The organism is Labrenzia sp. VG12 (genome assembly GCF_002237595.1).
Taxonomy (GTDB): domain Bacteria; phylum Pseudomonadota; class Alphaproteobacteria; order Rhizobiales; family Stappiaceae; genus Roseibium.
In genome coordinates, this window is record NZ_CP022529.1 from 2,082,634 (window position 1) to 2,101,723 (window position 19,090).

Annotated in this window: 17 protein-coding genes; 9 read left to right on the plus strand and 8 right to left on the minus strand. The window is 61.3% G+C overall.

Translation table 11 applies throughout. From position 1 onward, the window contains the following. Positions 1–225 precede the first annotated feature (225 nt). From CHH27_RS09755 to CHH27_RS09795, 9 genes are all read left to right on the plus strand, one after another. Entirely contained in the window at positions 226–1,248 is a 1,023-nt protein-coding gene (locus tag CHH27_RS09755) for an AraC family transcriptional regulator (protein WP_094074640.1), read from the plus strand. 175 nt (positions 1,249–1,423) lie between these two features. Next, positions 1,424–3,025 carry an arylsulfatase gene (locus CHH27_RS09760; protein ID WP_208988764.1) on the plus strand — a complete coding sequence of 534 codons (1,602 nt, stop codon included), beginning with the start codon at positions 1,424–1,426 and terminating at the stop codon, positions 3,023–3,025. A 106-nt stretch (positions 3,026–3,131) separates the two neighbouring features. Continuing rightward, entirely contained in the window at positions 3,132–4,844 is a 1,713-nt protein-coding gene (locus tag CHH27_RS09765) for an alkaline phosphatase family protein (protein ID WP_094071416.1), read from the plus strand. An 11-nt stretch (positions 4,845–4,855) separates the two neighbouring features. Then, the gene (locus tag CHH27_RS09770; RefSeq protein ID WP_094071417.1) at positions 4,856–5,851 is read left to right on the plus strand and encodes a MoxR family ATPase; all 996 of its coding nucleotides are present in this window, start codon (positions 4,856–4,858) and stop codon (positions 5,849–5,851) included. 11 nt (positions 5,852–5,862) lie between these two features. Beyond that, entirely contained in the window at positions 5,863–6,849 is a 987-nt protein-coding gene (locus CHH27_RS09775) for a DUF58 domain-containing protein (protein ID WP_094071418.1), read from the plus strand. Continuing rightward, positions 6,846–7,325: a DUF4381 domain-containing protein gene (locus CHH27_RS09780; protein WP_094071419.1), complete on the plus strand. Its 480-nt coding sequence runs from the start codon at positions 6,846–6,848 to the stop codon at positions 7,323–7,325. The genes CHH27_RS09775 and CHH27_RS09780 overlap by 4 nt, the downstream gene beginning before the upstream one ends. Further along, entirely contained in the window at positions 7,322–8,308 is a 987-nt protein-coding gene (locus tag CHH27_RS09785) for a VWA domain-containing protein (RefSeq protein ID WP_094071420.1), read from the plus strand. The genes CHH27_RS09780 and CHH27_RS09785 overlap by 4 nt, the downstream gene beginning before the upstream one ends. Then, the gene (locus CHH27_RS09790; RefSeq protein WP_094071421.1) at positions 8,305–9,825 is read left to right on the plus strand and encodes a VWA domain-containing protein; all 1,521 of its coding nucleotides are present in this window, start codon (positions 8,305–8,307) and stop codon (positions 9,823–9,825) included. The genes CHH27_RS09785 and CHH27_RS09790 overlap by 4 nt, the downstream gene beginning before the upstream one ends. Further along, positions 9,822–11,087, plus strand: coding sequence for a BatD family protein (locus CHH27_RS09795; RefSeq protein WP_094071422.1), 1,266 nt, complete (start codon positions 9,822–9,824; stop codon positions 11,085–11,087). Before CHH27_RS09790 ends, CHH27_RS09795 begins: the two co-directional genes overlap by 4 nt. An 11-nt stretch (positions 11,088–11,098) precedes the next feature. Here CHH27_RS09795 and CHH27_RS09800 read toward each other — a convergent pair whose 3' ends face one another. From CHH27_RS09800 to CHH27_RS09835, 8 genes are all read right to left on the minus strand, one after another. After that, entirely contained in the window at positions 11,099–12,133 is a 1,035-nt protein-coding gene (locus CHH27_RS09800; protein ID WP_094071423.1) for a glutathione S-transferase C-terminal domain-containing protein, read from the minus strand. Positions 12,134–12,143: 10 nt separating this feature from the next. Beyond that, positions 12,144–12,710, minus strand: coding sequence for a hemerythrin domain-containing protein (locus CHH27_RS09805; protein ID WP_094074642.1), 567 nt, complete (start codon positions 12,708–12,710; stop codon positions 12,144–12,146). 138 nt (positions 12,711–12,848) lie between these two features. Beyond that, entirely contained in the window at positions 12,849–13,547 is a 699-nt protein-coding gene (locus CHH27_RS09810; RefSeq protein WP_094071424.1) for an HAD-IA family hydrolase, read from the minus strand. Between the two features lie 296 nt (positions 13,548–13,843). Beyond that, positions 13,844–14,617 (minus strand): SDR family oxidoreductase, encoded by a 774-nt coding sequence (locus CHH27_RS09815; RefSeq protein WP_094071425.1) that lies wholly within the window; start codon positions 14,615–14,617, stop codon positions 13,844–13,846. Continuing rightward, a complete protein-coding gene (gene denD / locus CHH27_RS09820; RefSeq protein ID WP_094071426.1) occupies positions 14,614–15,591 on the minus strand; it encodes a D-erythronate dehydrogenase in 978 nt (325 codons plus the stop codon). The genes CHH27_RS09815 and denD overlap by 4 nt, the downstream gene beginning before the upstream one ends. Before the next feature lie 201 nt (positions 15,592–15,792). Next, entirely contained in the window at positions 15,793–16,059 is a 267-nt protein-coding gene (locus tag CHH27_RS09825; RefSeq protein WP_208988766.1) for a hypothetical protein, read from the minus strand. 445 nt (positions 16,060–16,504) lie between these two features. After that, complete coding sequence (locus CHH27_RS09830; RefSeq protein ID WP_094071427.1) at positions 16,505–17,308, minus strand: SDR family NAD(P)-dependent oxidoreductase; 804 nt, start codon at positions 17,306–17,308, stop codon at positions 16,505–16,507. Next, positions 17,305–18,837 (minus strand): class I adenylate-forming enzyme family protein, encoded by a 1,533-nt coding sequence (locus tag CHH27_RS09835; protein ID WP_094071428.1) that lies wholly within the window; start codon positions 18,835–18,837, stop codon positions 17,305–17,307. Before CHH27_RS09835 ends, CHH27_RS09830 begins: the two co-directional genes overlap by 4 nt. Positions 18,838–19,090: the final 253 nt, after the last annotated feature.

The following is a 19,090-nucleotide window of genomic DNA, read 5'->3' on the forward strand; positions in this document are numbered from 1 at the left end:
CGGCCGCCCAAGTGTTCAAGGTGCAAAGCCGGATCTCTCTGTGGGCGCCATTAGGGGAGCGGTTCGGATCTGCTTTCCCGACAATTTCGGCCAATCTTTTCCGAAACGGCAAAAACGCCCGCTCATCATTTGCATGACCAGGGAATGTTTGATGTAGTCGAGACAACAGCCTGCCGTTACCTGCGGCAGGTTGCGGAGGAGAGGCTTCGAACCGAAGCGAGGAACATGCCGAAAAGCGCAACCATCATCTCGGGCGCGTTGAACGGTCTTCAGGCGGTGCTGACGCAACAGGGCCTGGAGCCGGAAGCACTCGGCCGCCAGAGCGGCCTTCCCGTCTCGGTCTGGAAAAACGCCGGACACGAGATCCCGCTCTACGCCTTTGTCCAGATCTATGAGAACGGCGCGGATCTGCTCGGACAGCAGAGCCTCGGCTGGCAATCCGGCCCGCTTCTGGACCTCCACGACCTGGGTGACCTGGGCGATGCGCTACTGACTGCGTCGACCGTTGGCTCTGCGCTGCGTACCTTTGAACGTTTCATCAAATTCATCCAGAGCGAGACCGATCTGCAGCTAGCCGTGGAAGACGGTGTTGCCACCCTGACCTACCGCATTCTCAATCCGGATATCTGGCCACGCAGGCAGGACGCCGAATTCACGCTGTCCGTCTTGATCGAGCTGATCCGTCGGGGAGCCGGAGCCGCGTGGTCGCCCGATCTGGTGTGTTTCGAACACACTGCATCTCGGTCGCAGGCCAGCTCGATGGCCGCGGCCGGCAGCTTCTGCCTGTTTGACTGCGAGACCAATGCCCTCAGTTTCCCCGAAAGCGTGCTCACGCTGCCGATGCCGAAAGATGACAGCCTGCGCCATCGCAGCGTGCTGCAGCACTTGAGCCGGGAATTGGCACAAAAGGCCCGTGCCCGCTCCCTGACGGCACGCACACGCACGGCGATCTACGAGACCCTCGGCACCGGTCAGGCGGACCAGGAGACCATTGCCCGTCAGCTCGGACTGTCGCGACGGTCCCTGCATCGTCATCTCGGTGAAGAAGGCACCCGCTTTTCGATCCTTCTGGACGACTGCCGCTACCGCGTGGCCCGCCACGCACTGATCGACACGCCGCACACCCTGGCCCAGATCGCCTGCGAACTCGATTATTCCGACCAGACCGCTTTTGAACGCGCTTTCAAGCGCCGCACCGGCGTGACACCGAAACAATTCCGGCAGGCGCTCATTCGCCGAACCGATTGATCTTTAACCGCGCTTCGCAGAGCCGGCTTGGCACCGGAAAAATCTGGTCCGATTACAACCTTTCCTCTTGTTGACTTGAAGTTACTTTCATCGTTTGATTGCATTCGCCAATTGCCAACTTATTGAATAACCTCGGTTTTGCGGCGCACAAAGTGCACAAGGGGAGGACCCACCCATGACAATTTCCTTTAAGAATTTGGCCGCAGCGCTGGCCATGTGCGCCTCTGGCGCGCTCGCGCTGCTGCCAGCAGATGCCCGCGCGCAATCTGCAGACAAGCCCAACATTCTCGTCATCTGGGGCGATGATGTCGGACAATCCAACATTTCGGCCTACACGATGGGCCTGATGGGGTACCGCACGCCCAATATCGACCGTGTCGCCGATGAAGGCATGATCTTCACCGACTATTATGGCGAACAGTCCTGCACAGCCGGGCGCTCCTCCTACATCATGGGCCAGAGCGTTTTCCGCACGGGTCTTTCAAAAGTCGGTCTTCCGGGCGCCGATCTCGGCATGCAGGAAGAGGATCCGACAATTGCCGGCCTTTTGAAAGCACAGGGCTATGTCACCGGCCAGTTCGGCAAGAACCACCTGGGCGACAAGGATGAACACCTGCCGACCAATCATGGGTTCGATGAATTCTTCGGCAATCTCTATCACCTGAATGCCGAGGAAGAGCCCGAGAACGAGGACTATCCCGGCGACATGGTGCTTGCGGACGGCAGGACGTTCCGCGAAGCCTTCGGACCGCGCGGCGTCATCAAGTCGTCGGCTGACGGGTCCATCGAGGACACCGGTCCCCTGAGCAAGAAGCGCATGGAAACGGTTGATGAGGAAACCGTCGCGGCGGCCATCGACTTCATCAAGCGTGCACATGAACAGGGCCAGCCCTTCTATGTCTGGTGGAACGGCACCCGCATGCATTTCAGAACGCATGTGAAGGACGACATGCGCCAGCAGGCCAACCAGATCGCCGGCCGCAATGTCGACGAGTACACGGCCGGCATGATCGAGCATGACCTGCATGTCGGACAGCTGCTCGACCTTCTTGATGAACTTGGCATCGCCGACAACACCATCGTTCATTATTCGACCGACAACGGTCCGCACTACAACACCTGGCCGGATGCGGCCGCGACCCCGTTCTTCGGCGAGAAGAACACCAACTGGGAAGGTGGCTGGCGGGTGCCGTCCATGGTGCGCTGGCCAGGCAAGATCGAAGCAGGGTCCGTCTCCAACGAGATCATGCACCACATGGACTGGTTGCCGACCTACCTGGCAGCGGCCGGCGTTCCGGACATCAAGGAACAGCTGAAGGCCGGCGGTGTCCAGGCAATCGGTCGCGAATACAAGGTTCATCTTGACGGCTATAACTTCCTGCCGGTGCTGACCGGCGAGACCGACAAGGGACCAAGAGCGGAGATCTTCTATTTCTCCGACGACGGCGACCTGACGGCACTTCGCTGGAACGACTGGAAACTCGTGTTCATGGAGCAGAAGGAATACCAGACCCTGCGCGCCTGGATCGAGCCTTTCACGGAACTGCGGCTGCCTTTGATCTTCAATCTGCGCCGCGACCCCTACGAGCGGTCCTACCGGACGTCCAACACCTATTACGACTGGCTGATCGACCGGGCCTACATGCTTGTTCCGGCGCAGCAATATGTCGGCAATTTCCTGGCGACCTTCCAGGAATTTCCGCCGCGTCAGAAAGCCGCCAGTTTCTCGCTGGAGCAGGTCATGGACAAGCTGACGGCCCCGGGCGGCGCTCAGTAACCAACGCAGCAAACGAGGTGGCGGTTGGCGCCACCTCCACCTTTCCGCCGGTTGACCGCAGCGCGGTGAACCGGCGTTTGTCGCATTGCCTCGCCGGGAGCCACTCATGCAGATTTCCACGTGTCTTCGCACAGTCCTGACGGTGACGGTGGCCACGCTCGCATCCGGAGCCTCAGCGCAGGACACCTCTGCAAAGCCGAAGCTGGTGTTGCAGATCACGGTTGATCAGTTGCGCGGAGACCTTCTTTTCAGAAATGCCGCTCATTTCGGTGACGGCGGTTTCCGCTACCTCCTGGACAACGGTCTCTATTTCACCGACGCCCATCACCGCCACGCCAATACCGAGACCATTGTCGGCCATACGACGCTCGCGACCGGTACGGACCCGGCGGTACACGGCATGGTCGCCAACATCTGGTTCGACCGGAAAACCGGCCAGCCGAACTACAACGTTCAGGATGGCAATTATGCTCTCCTGGCCCATGCCGGCATCGATCAGTCAACCGAGATCGACCCGACGCAACGGGCCGCAACCACGGACGGCCGCTCCCCGAGCGCAATTCTCTCCTCGACCCTGTCCGACGAAATGGCCATCGGCATCGCCGGCAACCCGAAGATCTTCGCGGTTTCGGTCAAGGATCGTGGTGCCATTTCGATGGCCGGGCACACCGGGACGGCGTACTGGTTCTCCAAGAGCGAGGGCCGGTTCGTGACCTCGTCTTACTACATGGATATCTACCCGGACTGGGTCGATGCCTGGAACAGCACCGGGCGCGTCCTGTCCTATGCCGATACGGACTGGGAACTGTCCGACGCACGAGACAGCTACCGGTTCGGCGACATGGATGACATGGAGTGGGAAACGAATTTCCCCGGTTTCGGCCGGGTTTTCCCGCATCCATTCGGCCCGGCCAGCCAGAAGTACTACACCACCTTGCTGACGCTCAGCCCGGCCGGTGACGAGCTGACCGCGGACTTCGCCAAATCGCTGATCGACAACGAGGCGATCGGCGCGGATGACATCACCGACTATCTCGCCGTGAGTTTCTCCTCAACCGACTATGTCGGTCATATCTTCGGCCCATCCAGTCTTGAGGCCGAGGACAACCTGCGCCGGCTCGACCGCACGCTGTCCGGCCTTCTGGCCCATGTCGATCAAAAGGTCGGGCTCGACAGGACGCTCGTCATTCTCTCTGCCGATCACGGTGCCGCCGAAGTTCCGGGTTATCTCAAGTCTCTCGGTATTCCGGCCAGCTATTTCAGTTTCGACGACATCGACAAACGCGAAGCGGCCGAAACGCTGACGCGGGAATTTGGCGCGGCGAAGGAACTGATCGAGACCTTCTCCCAGCCTTACGTCTATCTGAACGAGGACTATCTGGAGCAAAAGGGCCTTGAAAAGGAAGACGTTGCCCGGACGCTGGCCATAGAGCTTCAGAAAATGCCGGGCATCGCCCAGGCAGTTTCGAGCGAGGACCTGCGCGCTGGCGCCGTCGCCGAAACCACCATCAGCAGCGCCATCCTGGCCAATTTTCACCCCGAAAGATCCGGCGACATCTATGTGGTGTTCGAGCCCCACTGGTTCGTCGGGGATTTTGACGGGCTGCAGGTCGCCTCTCATCACGGTTCGCCCTGGAGCTACGACACGTTTGTTCCCCTGATTTTTGCAGGTCCGGACATCGCCCCCTCCCGGGTTGCCCGCCGTGTGGAAACCGTCGACCTTGCCCCGACGGTCGCAGCCTATCTCGGCATCAAGCCGCCCAGCGGCGCGCGCGGTAAGGTGCTGACGGAAGTGCTGGCCGGGCACGCAGACAATTGAACGGACCCATCATGAGCGACACGTTTTCCCGGATTGAGGACCTCAAGGCGCGCATGCAAGAGGCCATCATCGGCCAGGAAGGCGTGATCAACCGGCTGATCATCGGCCTCCTGGCGAACGGCAATCTCTTGGTCGAGGGTCTGCCGGGTCTCGCCAAGACACGCGCCATCAAGGCGCTGGCCAGGAACCTGGAAGCAGATTTCAGCCGGATCCAGTTCACGCCGGACCTTCTCCCGTCCGATGTCACCGGAACCGATGTCTACTACCAGGCCGGCGGCAGCGCCGAATTCCGTTTCGAACCCGGCCCCATCTTCGCCAATATCGTGCTGGCGGACGAGATCAACCGGGCGCCTGCCAAGGTTCAGGCGGCCCTGTTGGAGGCCATGGAAGAGCGGCAGGTCACTGTCGGCGGCAAGACCCACAAGATGGAACCGCTGTTCATGGTGATGGCCACCCAGAACCCGGTGGAACAGGAAGGCACCTACCCGCTTCCCGAGGCGCAGATGGACCGCTTCCTGATGCATGTCCTGATCTCCTATCCTCCCGTTGAGGACGAAGTGGAGGTCATCCGGCTGGTACGCGGGGAAGAAATCGCCGCTCTCGGTGAGCGAGAAGATGGCGCCCCAACCGTCCAACAGACAGCACCGATTTCTCAGGAAACCGTGTTTGCCGCGCGACGGGAGATCGCTGCCGTTCATGTCTCCGACGCGATGGAGCGCTACATGGCAGACCTCGTCAATACGACCAGGTTTCCGGAGGCTTACGGCGACAATCTGAAGCGCTGGATCGAAATCGGCGCCTCGCCCCGAGCCTCTCTTGCCCTCGACAGATGCGGGCGCACCCATGCCTGGCTGAGCGGACGGGACTATGTCGACCCGGAAGACGTTCATGCCATCGTCGCCGATGTTCTGCGCCACCGGATTGGGCTCAGTTTCGAAGCCCAGGGCGAAGGCATCAATCCCGACAGAGTGGTTGAAGAACTGACGATGCAGGTGGCACTGCCTTAGGGAGAGGAACCATGCGGGACAGGGCCGCGCGCCTGCGCAGCGGACTTTCGGCAAAGCCACCCGGTTCGGAAGAAACCGATCCGCGTGTGCGCATTGACCTCGCTCACCTTCTGTCCCTGGAAGGCAAGGCGCGCGGCCTCACCTTCCTGCCACGTCAGCCGGCCCGCAGTATCCTCAATGGACGTCATGCCTCTCGCCTGCGCGGACGCGGCCTCAATTTCGAGGAACTGCGCGACTACCTGCCCTCGGACGACGTGCGCTCCATCGACTGGAAAGTCACCGCGCGCACCGGCAAACCTCATGTGCGTGTCTTTTCCGAAGAGCGGGACCGGCCCGCCCTGATCGTGGTGGACCAGCGCATGTCCATGTTCTTCGGCTCCCGGCTCAACATGAAATCGGTCACAGCGGCCGAATGCGCCGCTCTAGCCGCATTCCGGATCTTTGATCAGGGCGACCGCGTCGGCGGCCTGGTCTTCGGCGATGAGGCCATCGCGGAAATCCGTCCTCGCCGCGGTCGCACTGCTCTGACCAGCTTCCTGACCGCACTCAGTGATGCCAACGGCCTCCTGCGCGCCGAGGCCCCGTCGGTCTCGCCCATGCCGCTCAACAGGGTTCTCCAAAATGTCGCGCGCATCGCGCGGCGTGATCATCTGGTTCTGGTGTTTTCCGATTTCGACGAAATCGACGAGACAACACACCGTCTCGTCGCCAACCTTTCAAGGCACAACGACCTTGTCCTGTGTCTGGTGTCTGACCCTTTTGCAGATTTGGTGCCTGCCGGCATCCGCATCATTGTTTCCGATGGCACGCTCCAGGCAGAGATCGACACCGGTGACCGGTCGGTGCACCAGAGGCTGCAGGACATGGCCATCGGACGGCTGGCGGAAATCCTGGACTGGCAGCGGCGTTACGGTTTCCCGGTCATGCCGCTTTCTTCCGGTGAGGACAGCGTAGCCCAGATGCGTCGGCTTCTGGGCCAACTGGGGCAACGCCGATGAGCGACACCGGCACCAACCCAGTGACCCTGGTCGACTTGCTGGACCGCCTTGCCGAACCGGCCGACCCGGGGCCCGTCTCCATGGTTCCCCAGACCTGGGGTTGGATTGCCCTTGCCATCCTGTTTGCCTTTGGTCTCGCGGCCATTTTGGTTCGGCTCCTGCGCCGCTACCGGGCCAATGCCTACCGCCGAGAGGCCCTGGCCGAACTGACAGATATCGCGGAGAACCCTGCCGATATTGCCTGTCTTCTCAGGCGAACCGCACTTGCGGCCTTCCCTCGACAGGACGTTGCCGCCCTGACCGGCCCCTCCTGGATCGACTTTCTGACGCGGACCGGGCGCGACTGCACGTTTGACGGCAACGCCGCGGAGGCTCTTCTGGGGGCTCCCTATCGCGCCACGCCGCAGCCATCACCCGAATTGACTGTCCTGGCCGAACGCTGGATCCGCACCCACCGGCGGGAGGTGCCCGCATGATCGGGTTTGCCTTCCCATGGGCCTTTCTTGCCCTTCCCCTGCCCCTTCTTGTCCTGTGGTTGGTGCCTGCCCACAAGGAACAGGTCCCGGCACTGCGATTCCCGTTTTTCCGGCGCATCACCAGGACTGCGGGAACAACGCCTGGCCCGGGAGCTGTCGTTCTATCGAGATCTCGCCTGCAGATGGGCGCGGCGGTGCTTGTCTGGTGTCTTCTCTGCCTTGCCATGGCCCGTCCCGAACGCATCGGAGACGCTGTCGAAGTCACACGCGCGGCAAGAGATGTTGTCCTGGCCATCGACATTTCCGGGTCCATGGACACCCGGGATTTCCGGACACCGGACGGGGCTCCCAAACAGAGGCTGGCCGCTGTCAGGGACGTCGTCGACGGGTTCATCGCCGGACGGGACGGCGACCGCATGGCGCTCATCGTGTTCGGAACAAGGGCCTATGTGCAATCACCACTGACAGAAGACCTCGACACGATCACCACCCTTCTCGGGCAAACGCAGGTCGGCATGGCCGGCCCGCACACGGCACTCGGCGATGCCATCGGCCTTTCGATCCGAACCTTCGAAATCAGCGACATTGAACAGCGTTTGCTCATCCTTCTGTCGGACGGAGCCGATACCGGGAGCCGCATGAGCCCGGTGAATGCGGCAGAGATCGCTGCCGGAAAGGGCATAGAAATCTACGCCATCGGCGTCGGAGACCCGAAGGGGTCGGGTGACAACCGGGTCGATCTGGAGACGCTCAAAGCCATTGCCTCGCGGACGGGCGGCGAGTTTTTCTTTGCCGAGGACGAAGCCGGACTGACCGACGTCTATGACCGGATCGATACGCTGGCACCGCGTGAAACCCGGTCCCTGTCCTATCGCCCCAAATCCAGCCTGGCACATATCCCGCTGGCGGTCGCCGCAGCGATCGGCCTTCTGGCAACAGGTTTCCTGGCCTTTTCCGGAAGGATCGGGAGGCGAACAGCATGAGCGAGCTCGGCTTCATCCTCTCCGAACTCCACTTCATTCGGCCTCTCTGGCTCTTGCTGCTGATCCCGGTTCTCCTGGTCTGGTTCCAGATCCGGCGAAGGGCAACACGGCAGGGTCCGGAGATTGACGGTCTCGCGCCGCATTTGCGCGCTGCTCTGACAGTCGGGTCCGGCAGGAAAAAGCGGCGGCTGCCAATTGACGGCGTTGCGCTGGTGCTGGTTCTGGCCGTTCTGGGCACGGCCGGTCCGACCTGGTCACGCCAGCCCGATCCGTTCGTCGCCCAGACCGCCCCGATGGTCGTTGTTCTGAAGGTAACCCCGTCCATGACGGCCAACGACATTGCGCCAACGCGGCTGGAGCGCGCAAAGCAGAAGATCACGGATCTGCTGGCCTTGCGCGCAGGCGCAAGAACGGCCCTGGTCGCCTATGCCGGCACGGCCCATTCGGTCGTTCCCATGACCAACGACCCGACGGTGATGCAGCCTTATCTGGAAGGACTGTCGCCCGACGTGATGCCCCGGGAAGGCGATGATGTGGCCACCGCTCTGGACCGAGCCAGATCCCTGCTGGCCTCTGCGGACACAAGCGGTGCCATCCTCCTTGTTCTGGATGCGCTCAATCCGGCAGATGCAAATGCCCTGGCCGGAGACGAAAACGCAGGTGTTGCCGTCGGTGTTCTCGCCATGTTGCCAGACGGGGCGAGCGATCCCGGCATAGACGCAGTCGACAGGGTCAAGGTCCGCGTCACTCCGGATGACAGCGACCTGCGCACACTTGACCGGTCGCTCAATGCAGATTACCGCCGCGCGCTCAACGAAACGGGAAGCCAGCCCTGGGACGATCGCGGCTGGATGCTGGCCATCCCGGCAGCGCTTCTGACGCTGATCTGGTTCCGGCGTGGCTGGACCATGCGCTGGTCGGTCTGGGCACTGGTGGCCGGCATGACGCTAGGCCTGCCGGATCAGGCGAAAGCCGGTGTCGCCGACTGGTTCCTGACGCCGGACCAGCAAGGCCAGATCGCCTTCAGCAACAAGGAGTACAAACGGGCTGCCGAGCTTTTTGTCGATCCCATGTGGAAGGCCCGCGCGCTTTACAAGGACGGGCAGTATGAAGAGGCGGCGCGGACCTATGACCGGCTTGACACTGCAGAAGCCACCTTTGCCAAGGGCATGGCACACATGCGCAGCCGGGGTTATCGCGCCGGTATTGCAGCCTTCGAGGAGACCCTGAAGCTTGATCCCGATTTTCCGCAAGCGGCCGCCAACCTGGCAACCGCCCGGGAGATTCTCGACTACATCGAAACCACACGAGAACAATCCGACACCGGTGAGGAGGCAGGCATCGGCGCTGACGACACCGTCTTCGACAATGAAGAGGCGCGCGGCACGGAGACGGAGATGAACGTTTCCGAAGACGGCGACCGGCTTCTGACCACGGACCAGTGGATGAGCTTCGTGGACACACGCACCGGCGATTTCCTGCGTCAGCGTTTTGCCATTGAGGCGGCCGAGCAATGACCCGCAGCGCGTTTCTCACACTGACCGCATTGCTCTGGCTGTTGCCGCAGCTTTCACTGGCAGCCGATCTGCCGGAGCCGATCGTCGAAGTCGAATTCGAAAAGACCCAGACGATACCGGGTCAGTTCCTGCCCTTGCGGATTACCATTCTCGTTCCGACCTGGATGCCGCAGCCTGCGGTCTTTCCCTCGCTGGACGCCCCGAATGTGCGTGTCAGACTGCCTGAGCGCGCAACATCGCCGACAAGCAGGCGCATCGACGGTGAAGACTGGTCCGGCGTCAGCCGGCGCTACATGATCACGCCCCTTGTACCGGGCAGGTTCTCGCTTCCGGGCGGGACCGTCGACATAACCTATGCCGATCCGGACAACACATCCGTGCCGCTGACAACCTCTCTTGATCTGGGGGCGATTGAAATCGAGGGGATTGTGCCGGAGGGTGCGGAACAGCTCACACCATTCATTGCGGCAAAGACACTAACACTCACCCAGGAGATTTCCGGCGAGACCACGGACCTGAAACCGGGGGACAGCATCCGCCGCACGGTTACCGTGGCACTGACGGGCGCATCTCCCATGATGCTTCCGCAACTGACGGAAGTTCCGCAGATCGAGGGCTTTGCGGCCTATGCGGAGACGCCGGTGCTGGAGGAAAAGGACGATCGCGGCCTCCTCTCCGGCAGCCGCAAGGAAGTGGTCACCCTGATGGTCCAGGGCAATGGACAGGGCGACCTGCCTGCATTGGAGCTCTCCTGGTACGACATCACGTCCGGAACAATTGAAACCGCCTCCCTGGACGCCGTCCCCGTCACGGCAACCGGAGCGCCTGCCGTTGCCCGCGAGAGCCTCACCCGGTTCGACGCGCGGATAGCCCTGGCCATCACCACAGGTCTCATTGCCCTCCTGGCTTTGGCTTATCTTTGCTGGCCACACCTTGCCCTAATGAGAAGGGAACGCCGGGCCAGGTATCAGAAGAGCAAGGCTTTTGCCCGCAGGCGCCTTCTGGCGGCAATTGCAAGGCAGGACTATCCGGCGACCGTAAGGGCCCTGAAGCTCTGGGCGGAGCGACCTCCTCACCTCAGGCAGGAAGATCAGGTGAGGATCAGGGAGGCCCTTCGCCTGCTTGGCGCTAACCGGTATGGAGCCCGTCCCCGGAAAACCGGACAGGAGGACTGGCGCATTCTGGCCGACTCGGTCCGCAGGTCAGTTCCGGACGACAGGCAAGATGCCGGCAAACACCGCCTGCCCCTGTTGAACCCGTAGCGGCAAGACCGTTACCCGTCAGCAAGCTCCGGATGATCATAGGCCTGCGGATAGGGCATTGGCCTGAAGGGTCCGAGCGGCACGACGCCGTTCCAGGACCGCCCGAAATAGCCTTGCCGGCAATGGACGAGCGAATTGCTGGCGGCAACGCCCGGCAGGGCATGAACCCGGCACAGCCAGCGCCAGAGATTCGGATAATCGACTATCCTGGCTCCGTTCAGCTTCATGCGCACCGTGTATACCGGATCATGCCGGTAGAGCGTCGGGAAAAGACGCAGGTCCGCTTCCGTGAACCGGTCACCCGTCAGATAGGGGCGGCCATCGTCAAGGCGTGCCTCCAGCTTCCCCAGCATGTTGAAATAGGCCTCAAAAGCCGCAGCATAGACAGACTGATCGGAAGAAAACCCGGCCTTGTAGGCGCCGTTGTTGATGGCCTGGTAGATCTGTTCGTTGAGCGTGTCGATTTCAGAACGCATGTTCCTGTCAGCCGGGTAGAGATCCACTCTCGCCGCATCCTGACTGTCACTCCCGAGCGCAAGGGCATGGGCGTTCAGCATGCGGATGATCTCCGCGCTTTCGTTGCTGACAATCCGCTTTTGCCGTTTGTCGTAGAGAACGGGAACAGACTTCTCATCGGACCCTTCGGCCCGGTAGATGTCACGCACAAGGCGGTATCCCTGCCCTGTCGCCGTTTCATGCGTGCATTCCGGAAGAATAGCGCCGGTCAGGCTGGCGATCTTGTCCGGCGCGAATTGCCAGAAGTTGGGTCCTTCCGGATCCGCTTCATCGGTCCGCCCCGGAAAGGCGATGTCCATCGTGACCGCGTTTTGAAGCCCGAGAATGTTGCGCGCCAGTGTCACCCGGTGACACCAGGGGCAGTTGAGCGCTACGAAGAGGTGGTAGCGCCCCGGCTCCGGCGGAAACTCCCGATCGCCGATCGCTGACCGGAAGCCGCTGACGCCGCGCACGAATTCACCCCGCGCGCGGCGCCCGGCTGCATCTGCCTGACTTTCTTCCACTGCATTGTCCGGTGTCTTGTCAGACATGGGTCTTCCCTTATCCTCGCAGACGGTGATGCAGAATGATCGGCACGGCCAATTCTTCTTCATCGCCCAGATGCCGGTCGAGCAGCGTTTCAATCACTTGTGCGGCGGGAAGCAGTTTTCCGGCCTCCTCACGCGCCTGGGCCTCGTCCAGCTGTATCAGCTTGATCGCACGATTGGCGGTGCCGGCAAAGCCGTGCAACACCTGGTCAAGCGTTTCATGATCCTTTTCAAGGATCTCCAGCCCTTGATCGAACCGGGGATCGGCCGCCGAGAGTTCCGGAAAATAGCTCCGGTCCTCCCAGGTGTGATGGCCATGCAGATTACCCACCAGCAGGTTGCCGAAGCGGGACAGGCGCAGGGCGAATTCTTCCGCGCCCATGGATTTGTCCAGATAGGCTTCGGTTTCGCCACGCACCAGCTCCGACAAACGCCGAAACCCCTGATGCGCGCCCAGCCAGTTGCGGGTCTTTTCATGGAAGCCCGGATGTCCGTCCCAGCTCTCGCGCGGATACTCCGCCAGGAGAAGACGCATTTCGTCCGGCATGTCCGCGGTTCGAATGTCCAGATCAGCAAGCATGACGTCTCCTTTCTGTCTCGGGTCAATCGGACGGGGCAAATCCCGTTCGATCGGCAGGTAGGTTGTCCACCTGCCGGTCACCAGACACAAAAGGTCGATCACACTGTTCAAGAATAGAGAACGATGAAAAGGTTGCCTTTAGCCGAAAGCCGTTTGCCTTGCCTGACCAAAGACGGCCTCCAGGATCACATCCGGGCTCAGCACCGGTGTGATGTCACTCGCCAGGGCAAAGTCGTCGCCATAGACATTCTCGCCGGGGAAAGCGACGGTGGCGATGCCGGCCCCCACCGATGCGCTCAAGCTTGCGGCGCTGTCCTCAATGGCGACGGCGTCGCCCGCACCAAGGCGAAGTTTGTCCAAAGCCAGATGATAGGCTTCCGGATCAGGCTTTGGCGCGTTTACCTGGCTGCCATCGGTAACGATGTCGAACATGTCCCGGGTGCAGGCCGGCGCCAGCGCCACCAGCAACCGCTCGATATTGCCACGGCCGGTGGTGGAAACCAGGCCCAGCCTGATGCCGTTGTCTCTGGCCCATGAGATCGTTTCGGCAACCCCTGCACGCAAGTCCAGCGGCTTTTCGGCAAGAAGCTGATGATAGATCGCGGTCTTGGCGACATGGATGGATCTGGCATCGACCACCTGACCGCGGCTCAGCGCAAAAGCCTCGATCCGGTTGGCACCACCCGTGGTCTTCAAGAGCGCCTGATAAAGAGAGCGGTTCCAACGCCAGCCGAGCCCGGCCAGCGCAAACGCCCGGTTGAACGCTTCGCGCTGCATTTCCGAGGTCTCGGCCAGGGTCCCGATGGACCCGAACAGAACTGCTGCCGGCAGTGTCATCACACATGCCCCTCTGTTACAAAAACGCCACAATGTATGCGTTAACACCTGACTTTGCAACCAGAAGGTTTATTTGCCGTAAAAACAAGTAAGCAATTGGTGTGTTCCTTACTGTTTTGTCGAGGATGCGCGATCCGGCGAAGTGGCTCAGTGCAAACAGGGAGCAGACACCCGTTCGGATCGTAAGCCGGGAACCGGCGTTCTTCAAATCATTCGGAAAACTAGTGAGGAAGTGATCGCCATCCACCAGTCAGGAAGAACACCAGATACCGCAGGAGCCTCTTGCGGCAGGTCGCCTACCCCCGTCCAACAAAGGGCATCTTCGTCGCCATCACGGTGAGCGAGAGAACATTGGCATCAAGCGGCAGGGATGCCATGTAGACCACCGCATCGGCGACATGAGCCGGATCGATGGTCGGTTCTACCGCCGTCTCGCCATTGGCCTGGGGAACGCCTTTTTCCATTTTCGCGGTCATGTCGCTTGCGGCATTGCCGATGTCGATCTGGCCGCATGCAATGTCAAAGGGGCGACCATCTAGGGCCGTCGATTTGGTCAGTCCCGTGATGGCATGTTTGGTGGCCGTATAGGGGGCCGAGAAGGGCCTGGGGGTCGTCGCGGAGATCGAGCCGTTGTTGACGATCCGTCCGCCAAGCGGGGTCTGTTTTTTCATCATCCGAAAGGCTTCCTGGGTGCACAGGAAGGCGCCCGTCAGATTGGCGGCAACAACCGCGCTCCATTCCGCGAAGCTGATATCCTCCAGCGGGACGGCGGAATTGGATATCCCGGCATTGTTCACCAGGAGATCAAGCCGCTCATATTGGTCCTCGATCACGCGAAACAGCGCTTTTACGGAGGCCGGATCGCCGACATCCGCGGCAATACCCATGACGTCTCCACCGGTCTCGGCGGAGATTGCAGCTGCGGCATCGTCCAGAACAGCCTGCCGCCGTCCGCTCAGGACAACGCACCAGCCAGCACGGCTCAATTCTGTCGCCACCGCCTTGCCGACCCCGGTGCCGCCTCCCGTGACCAGTGCGATCCGCGCGGTCGTGTCGCTTGCCTCGTTCAAACCTCTTTCCCTTCGTCTTCCAGATGCATGCGGATGATCTCGTCAAACCCGGCGTCGGCCTGAAAGCCGAGGTCTGACGCCCGTTTGGCATCGAAATTCCTCGGCCAGCCCTCGACAATCTTCTGGATCACCGGGTCTGGCTCACGCCGGATCAGCTTCACCGCGGCCTCTCCTGCGATGCGCCCGAGCGCCTCGATTTCTTCGGCAACCGTTGCCGACAGGCCCGGCATCGTCAGGCTCCGGCGCGGACCGATGCGGCCCGTTTCCATGCGGGCGGCCTGAAGGAAGAAGCCGACGGCCGCACGGGGGCTGGCGAACCAGTGGCGCACGTTGTCCGATACCGGCAGCACCGCCTCTTCCCCCTTCAGCGGCTCCCGCAAAATGTTGGAAAAGAAACCGGACGCCGCCTTGTTGGGGGCACCTGGCCGGATACAGATGGTGGGAAGGCGCAGGCCGATGCCGTCAAAAATCCCCTTGCGGGTGTAATCAGCAAGAAGCAGTTCGGTGATCGCCTTCTGGGTGCCATAGCTGGTCAAAGGCGCTGTCAGAAACTCATCCTCGATCCGGTCGGGAAACGGAGCCCCGAAAACGGCAAGCGACGAGGCAAAGACCAGCCGGGGGCAATAGGGTTCGCGCATGGCCTCGTGCCGGATCGCCTCAAAAAGGTTCCTGCTGCCATCAAGGTTGACGCTATAGCCTTTCTCAAAATCAGCTTCCGCCTCTCCGGACACCACCGCTGCCAGATGAAAGATCAGATCAGGCCGCCCCTCGATCAGTCGCTCCGCTGTTCCAGGAGCTGCCAGGTCAATGGTCAAGGCCTGTGCCCCTTGCAGCCCTTTCGGCACAGAGGGCGACACGGCATCGGCCAGCGTCAGCTCCCGGATGTCAAAACCCAACGCCCCAGGTTCTGCGGCAATCCGTGCCAGGAGCTTCCGTCCAACCATGCCGGCAGCACCGATTACGAGGACGTGCATGTTGAGCCTCCCGAATGGAAAAGAAGGTGTCGGATTCCAAGAGAAGACTTGCGGAGAATTCGGGAAAGGGCAAGAGGCATCCCCAGCCGCGCCCTGCTTATGCTGCAACAGGACGTTCTCAGGACAGTTCGATCAAATGTCCGAGGTGGTGTCGTCACGACCGAGCTTCAGGGAAGACGTTCAGATCCGTTCCGTCTTCCGTCAGGCCGTCGCCCCCCTGTGACGGATCGCGCAGCCGAGGCTGCCGGCAAGAACACCGACAAGGACCGCAATGGCCAGATCGAGACTGCCAATGTCGCCGAAGCGGAACCCGGCGAAGACAACGGTTTCAAAGACGCCGACGAGCCCGCCCAGAATGGCGGCCACCACCCAGTTCCGGGTTGTCATTCCAAGCGCGAGTCCGAGGATCCCCGGCAGGCTGAGCACATTGCCCCCAATGGTTCCGAGCAGATCGAGAATGCCAAGCATGTCATTGCCTTTTCTATGATGGTCTGATGGCTGACCTTCCAGATCATGTCTGCCCAAGGAAAACCGGCAACCAACCACGAGCTGGTTGAGCTGGCGTCCTGCGAACAGGCCGAATTTGATTGGAAGTATACACAGCCTGGAAGACCACGTCCTGCCACCTGCAATTAAAAATTGTCTCCCCAGGTTCCTGGCATGCCATCAGCTCCCATGAACCGCTCGACGGCAGCATAGCAAAGGCTCGCAGTTCTGCTCTTGTCGAAAGTCAAGGACAGGCAACCGAATTCTGGTAGACGCGCGCGCCCGGTTGATCGAAAGCCGATTGAAACACGTGTCAGAAAAGGCCGAGCGCCTGAAACGCACGAATGGCAGGGCGATACGGCATGGAAGCAATTCACTCCCATGACCCGGTACTTAATTGTTCGTCATCCGAGTTGAGCGGAAGGACCTACTGCGCGGTCCACCCACCATCCACGGGAATGGTCACGCCTGTGACATTGTGGGCAACCGGGGCGCAGAGCCACAAGGCCAGAGCGCCGATTTCGGACGGATCGGAAGTGCGTTGCGACGGCTGCTTTTCTTTCAGAAGGTCGGCGATGCCCTTGTCCCGGTCACCGCCGAACAGGGCCGCCCGGGCTGCGACCTGGGGTTCGATGATCGCAGTCTCCGTCCAGCCCGGAGCAATGCAGTTGACCGTCACGCCTCCGGAAGCCTTGGAACCTTCGGCCGCGAACTCAAGAGCGGCCACCTTGCTCATGCCCACAACACCGAATTTGGAAGCAACATACGGCGCCTTGTTGACCGAAGCGACCAATCCGTGAACCGAGGCAATGTTGATCACACGGCCAAAACCCCTGTCCGCCATTTTCGGCAAGGCCAGCCGCATGGTGTGAAAGACGCCCGAGAGGTTGACCCCGATGATGGCATCCCAGGTCGACGCATCAAGCTCTTTCAGGCTCGCCGTCTTCTGGATGCCGGCATTGTTGACGAGAATATCTGCGCCGCCCCAGGCTTCCACATCGGCCATCATGCGTTCGATTGCAGTGACATCGCGCATGTCAGCGTCAAAAAACCGGGCCTCCGGTGCTCCAGCCTCGCTGATTTCCGCAACAGCCGCATCGGCCTGCTCCGGTGTCGCAAGACCGTGAACGGCGACACGCGCCCCCGCCCCAGCCAGCGCCTTGGCAACCGCCAGACCGATGCCCTGGACAGACCCCGTGACGAGAGCCGTTTTTCCGCTGAGATCCGTCATGCCGTTTCCTCCTCCTTGATGTGCTGTCGCAGCTCCGTCTTCAGGATCTTGCCGTAATTGTTCTTCGGCAGGCTGTCGACGAAACGGTAAGTCTTGGGCCGCTTGAACCGCGCAATGTTGTCCAGGCAAAGCTGATTGAGTTCGCTTTCCGTCGCGCTGTTCCCGCGATGGCAGGCGACAAAGGCGACAACCACCTCCCCCCATTCCGGGTCTGGGCTTCCAACGACCGCCACTTCATGCACGGCCGGGTGGGCCAGCAGCACCTCTTCCACTTCGCGCGGATAGATGTTGGAGCCCCCGGAGATAATGACATCCTTGGAACGGTCCTGAAGGGTGACATAACCGTCTTCGTCCATCCGGCCCATATCGCCCGTCCAGAGCCAGCCGTTCTCGAGCGTCGCCGCAGTGGCGTCCTCGTTGCGCCAGTAGCCCTTCATCACTGTCGGGCCTTCAACAACGATCTCGCCAACCTCCCCGCTCGGCAACGCATTGCCCTTGTCGTCGACAATTGCGACACGCACCACGGACTGGGCCGTCCCGACGGAATTGAGCCGCTCGCGCCAACGCGGGTGATGCCGGTCGCTGACCTCGTGACGCGCCAGGGCGGTGATGCCCATCGGGCATTCACCCTGACCATAGATCTGGACAAAGCGTGAGCCCATCACCTCGACGGCCTCCAGGATATCGGCTTCATACATTGGCCCGCCGGCATAGACGATTGTCCTCAGCCCCTTGCCCGTACCGCCAGACTGTCTGGCCGCATCGACCAGACGACGAACCATCGTCGGGGCCGCAAACATGGATATCGAGCCGATCAGCGGCGCAATCTGCAGGATCTCCTCAGCATCAAAGCCACCGCTCTTGGGAACCACGTGACGGGATCCCTTCATCACATGCATGAAATTGTAGAGCCCGGCGCCATGGCTCATTGGCGCGGCATATAGGGCTGCATCCTGCGGCTTGACGTCGTCAACATCGACAAAATAGCTCAAGGCCATCGACGCCAGATTTGAGCAGGTGAGCATCACTCCCTTGGGTTTGCCGGTCGTACCGGAGGTGTAGAACAGCCAGGCAAGATCACTTTCGGCCAGCGGCACGGGCAACGCGCGAGGCTCGGTCAGCCGCATGGCATCAAATTCGGCACTTTCCAGCGAAACCAGTATCGTGCTGTCGCCCTTCAGGTGGGCTGACAGCATGGCGGCTGATTTGCGATCGGCAAAAACAAACCGCGCACCGGAGTTCTCGATCATCCAGGCGGCTTCGCGCGCATGCAGCTTGGCATTGATCGGAACGGCTGCGGCACCGGCCCACCAGATGCCGTAGAGCGCTTCCAGATAACGCGTGGAATTGGCCGCGAAAAGGGCCACCCGGTCTCCAGGAGCAAGACCCTGACCGGTCAGGGCCGCGCCGATCGCACCGGCACTTCGGGCGAATTCCGCGTAACTCGCCCTGCGCTCCGTTCCTTCCAGTAGAGCTGGTGCGTCCGGGGTCCTGAGCGCTGTTCTCATCAGCCATTCAGCCGGATTCATTGGTCATTCTCCCACCCGTTTCTGCCCCTTTGCGGAGAAACCGCAAGGTTGCAGTTTCCCGTGGCTTCCTTCCCGCATCGGGCACACCCAACGCGAGGCGGATAGGTCTCATCCTGGAGAGCGCTGAACGCCGCGTTTCGACTGGACCGCAAGTTCCGGACAGGCGGTCCGTTCAACGCACATGAGGGCATGGCACCCACACCAGCGGGGCCGATGCATCAAAACGACGGCAAAGCGCTCCCCAGGATGAGTG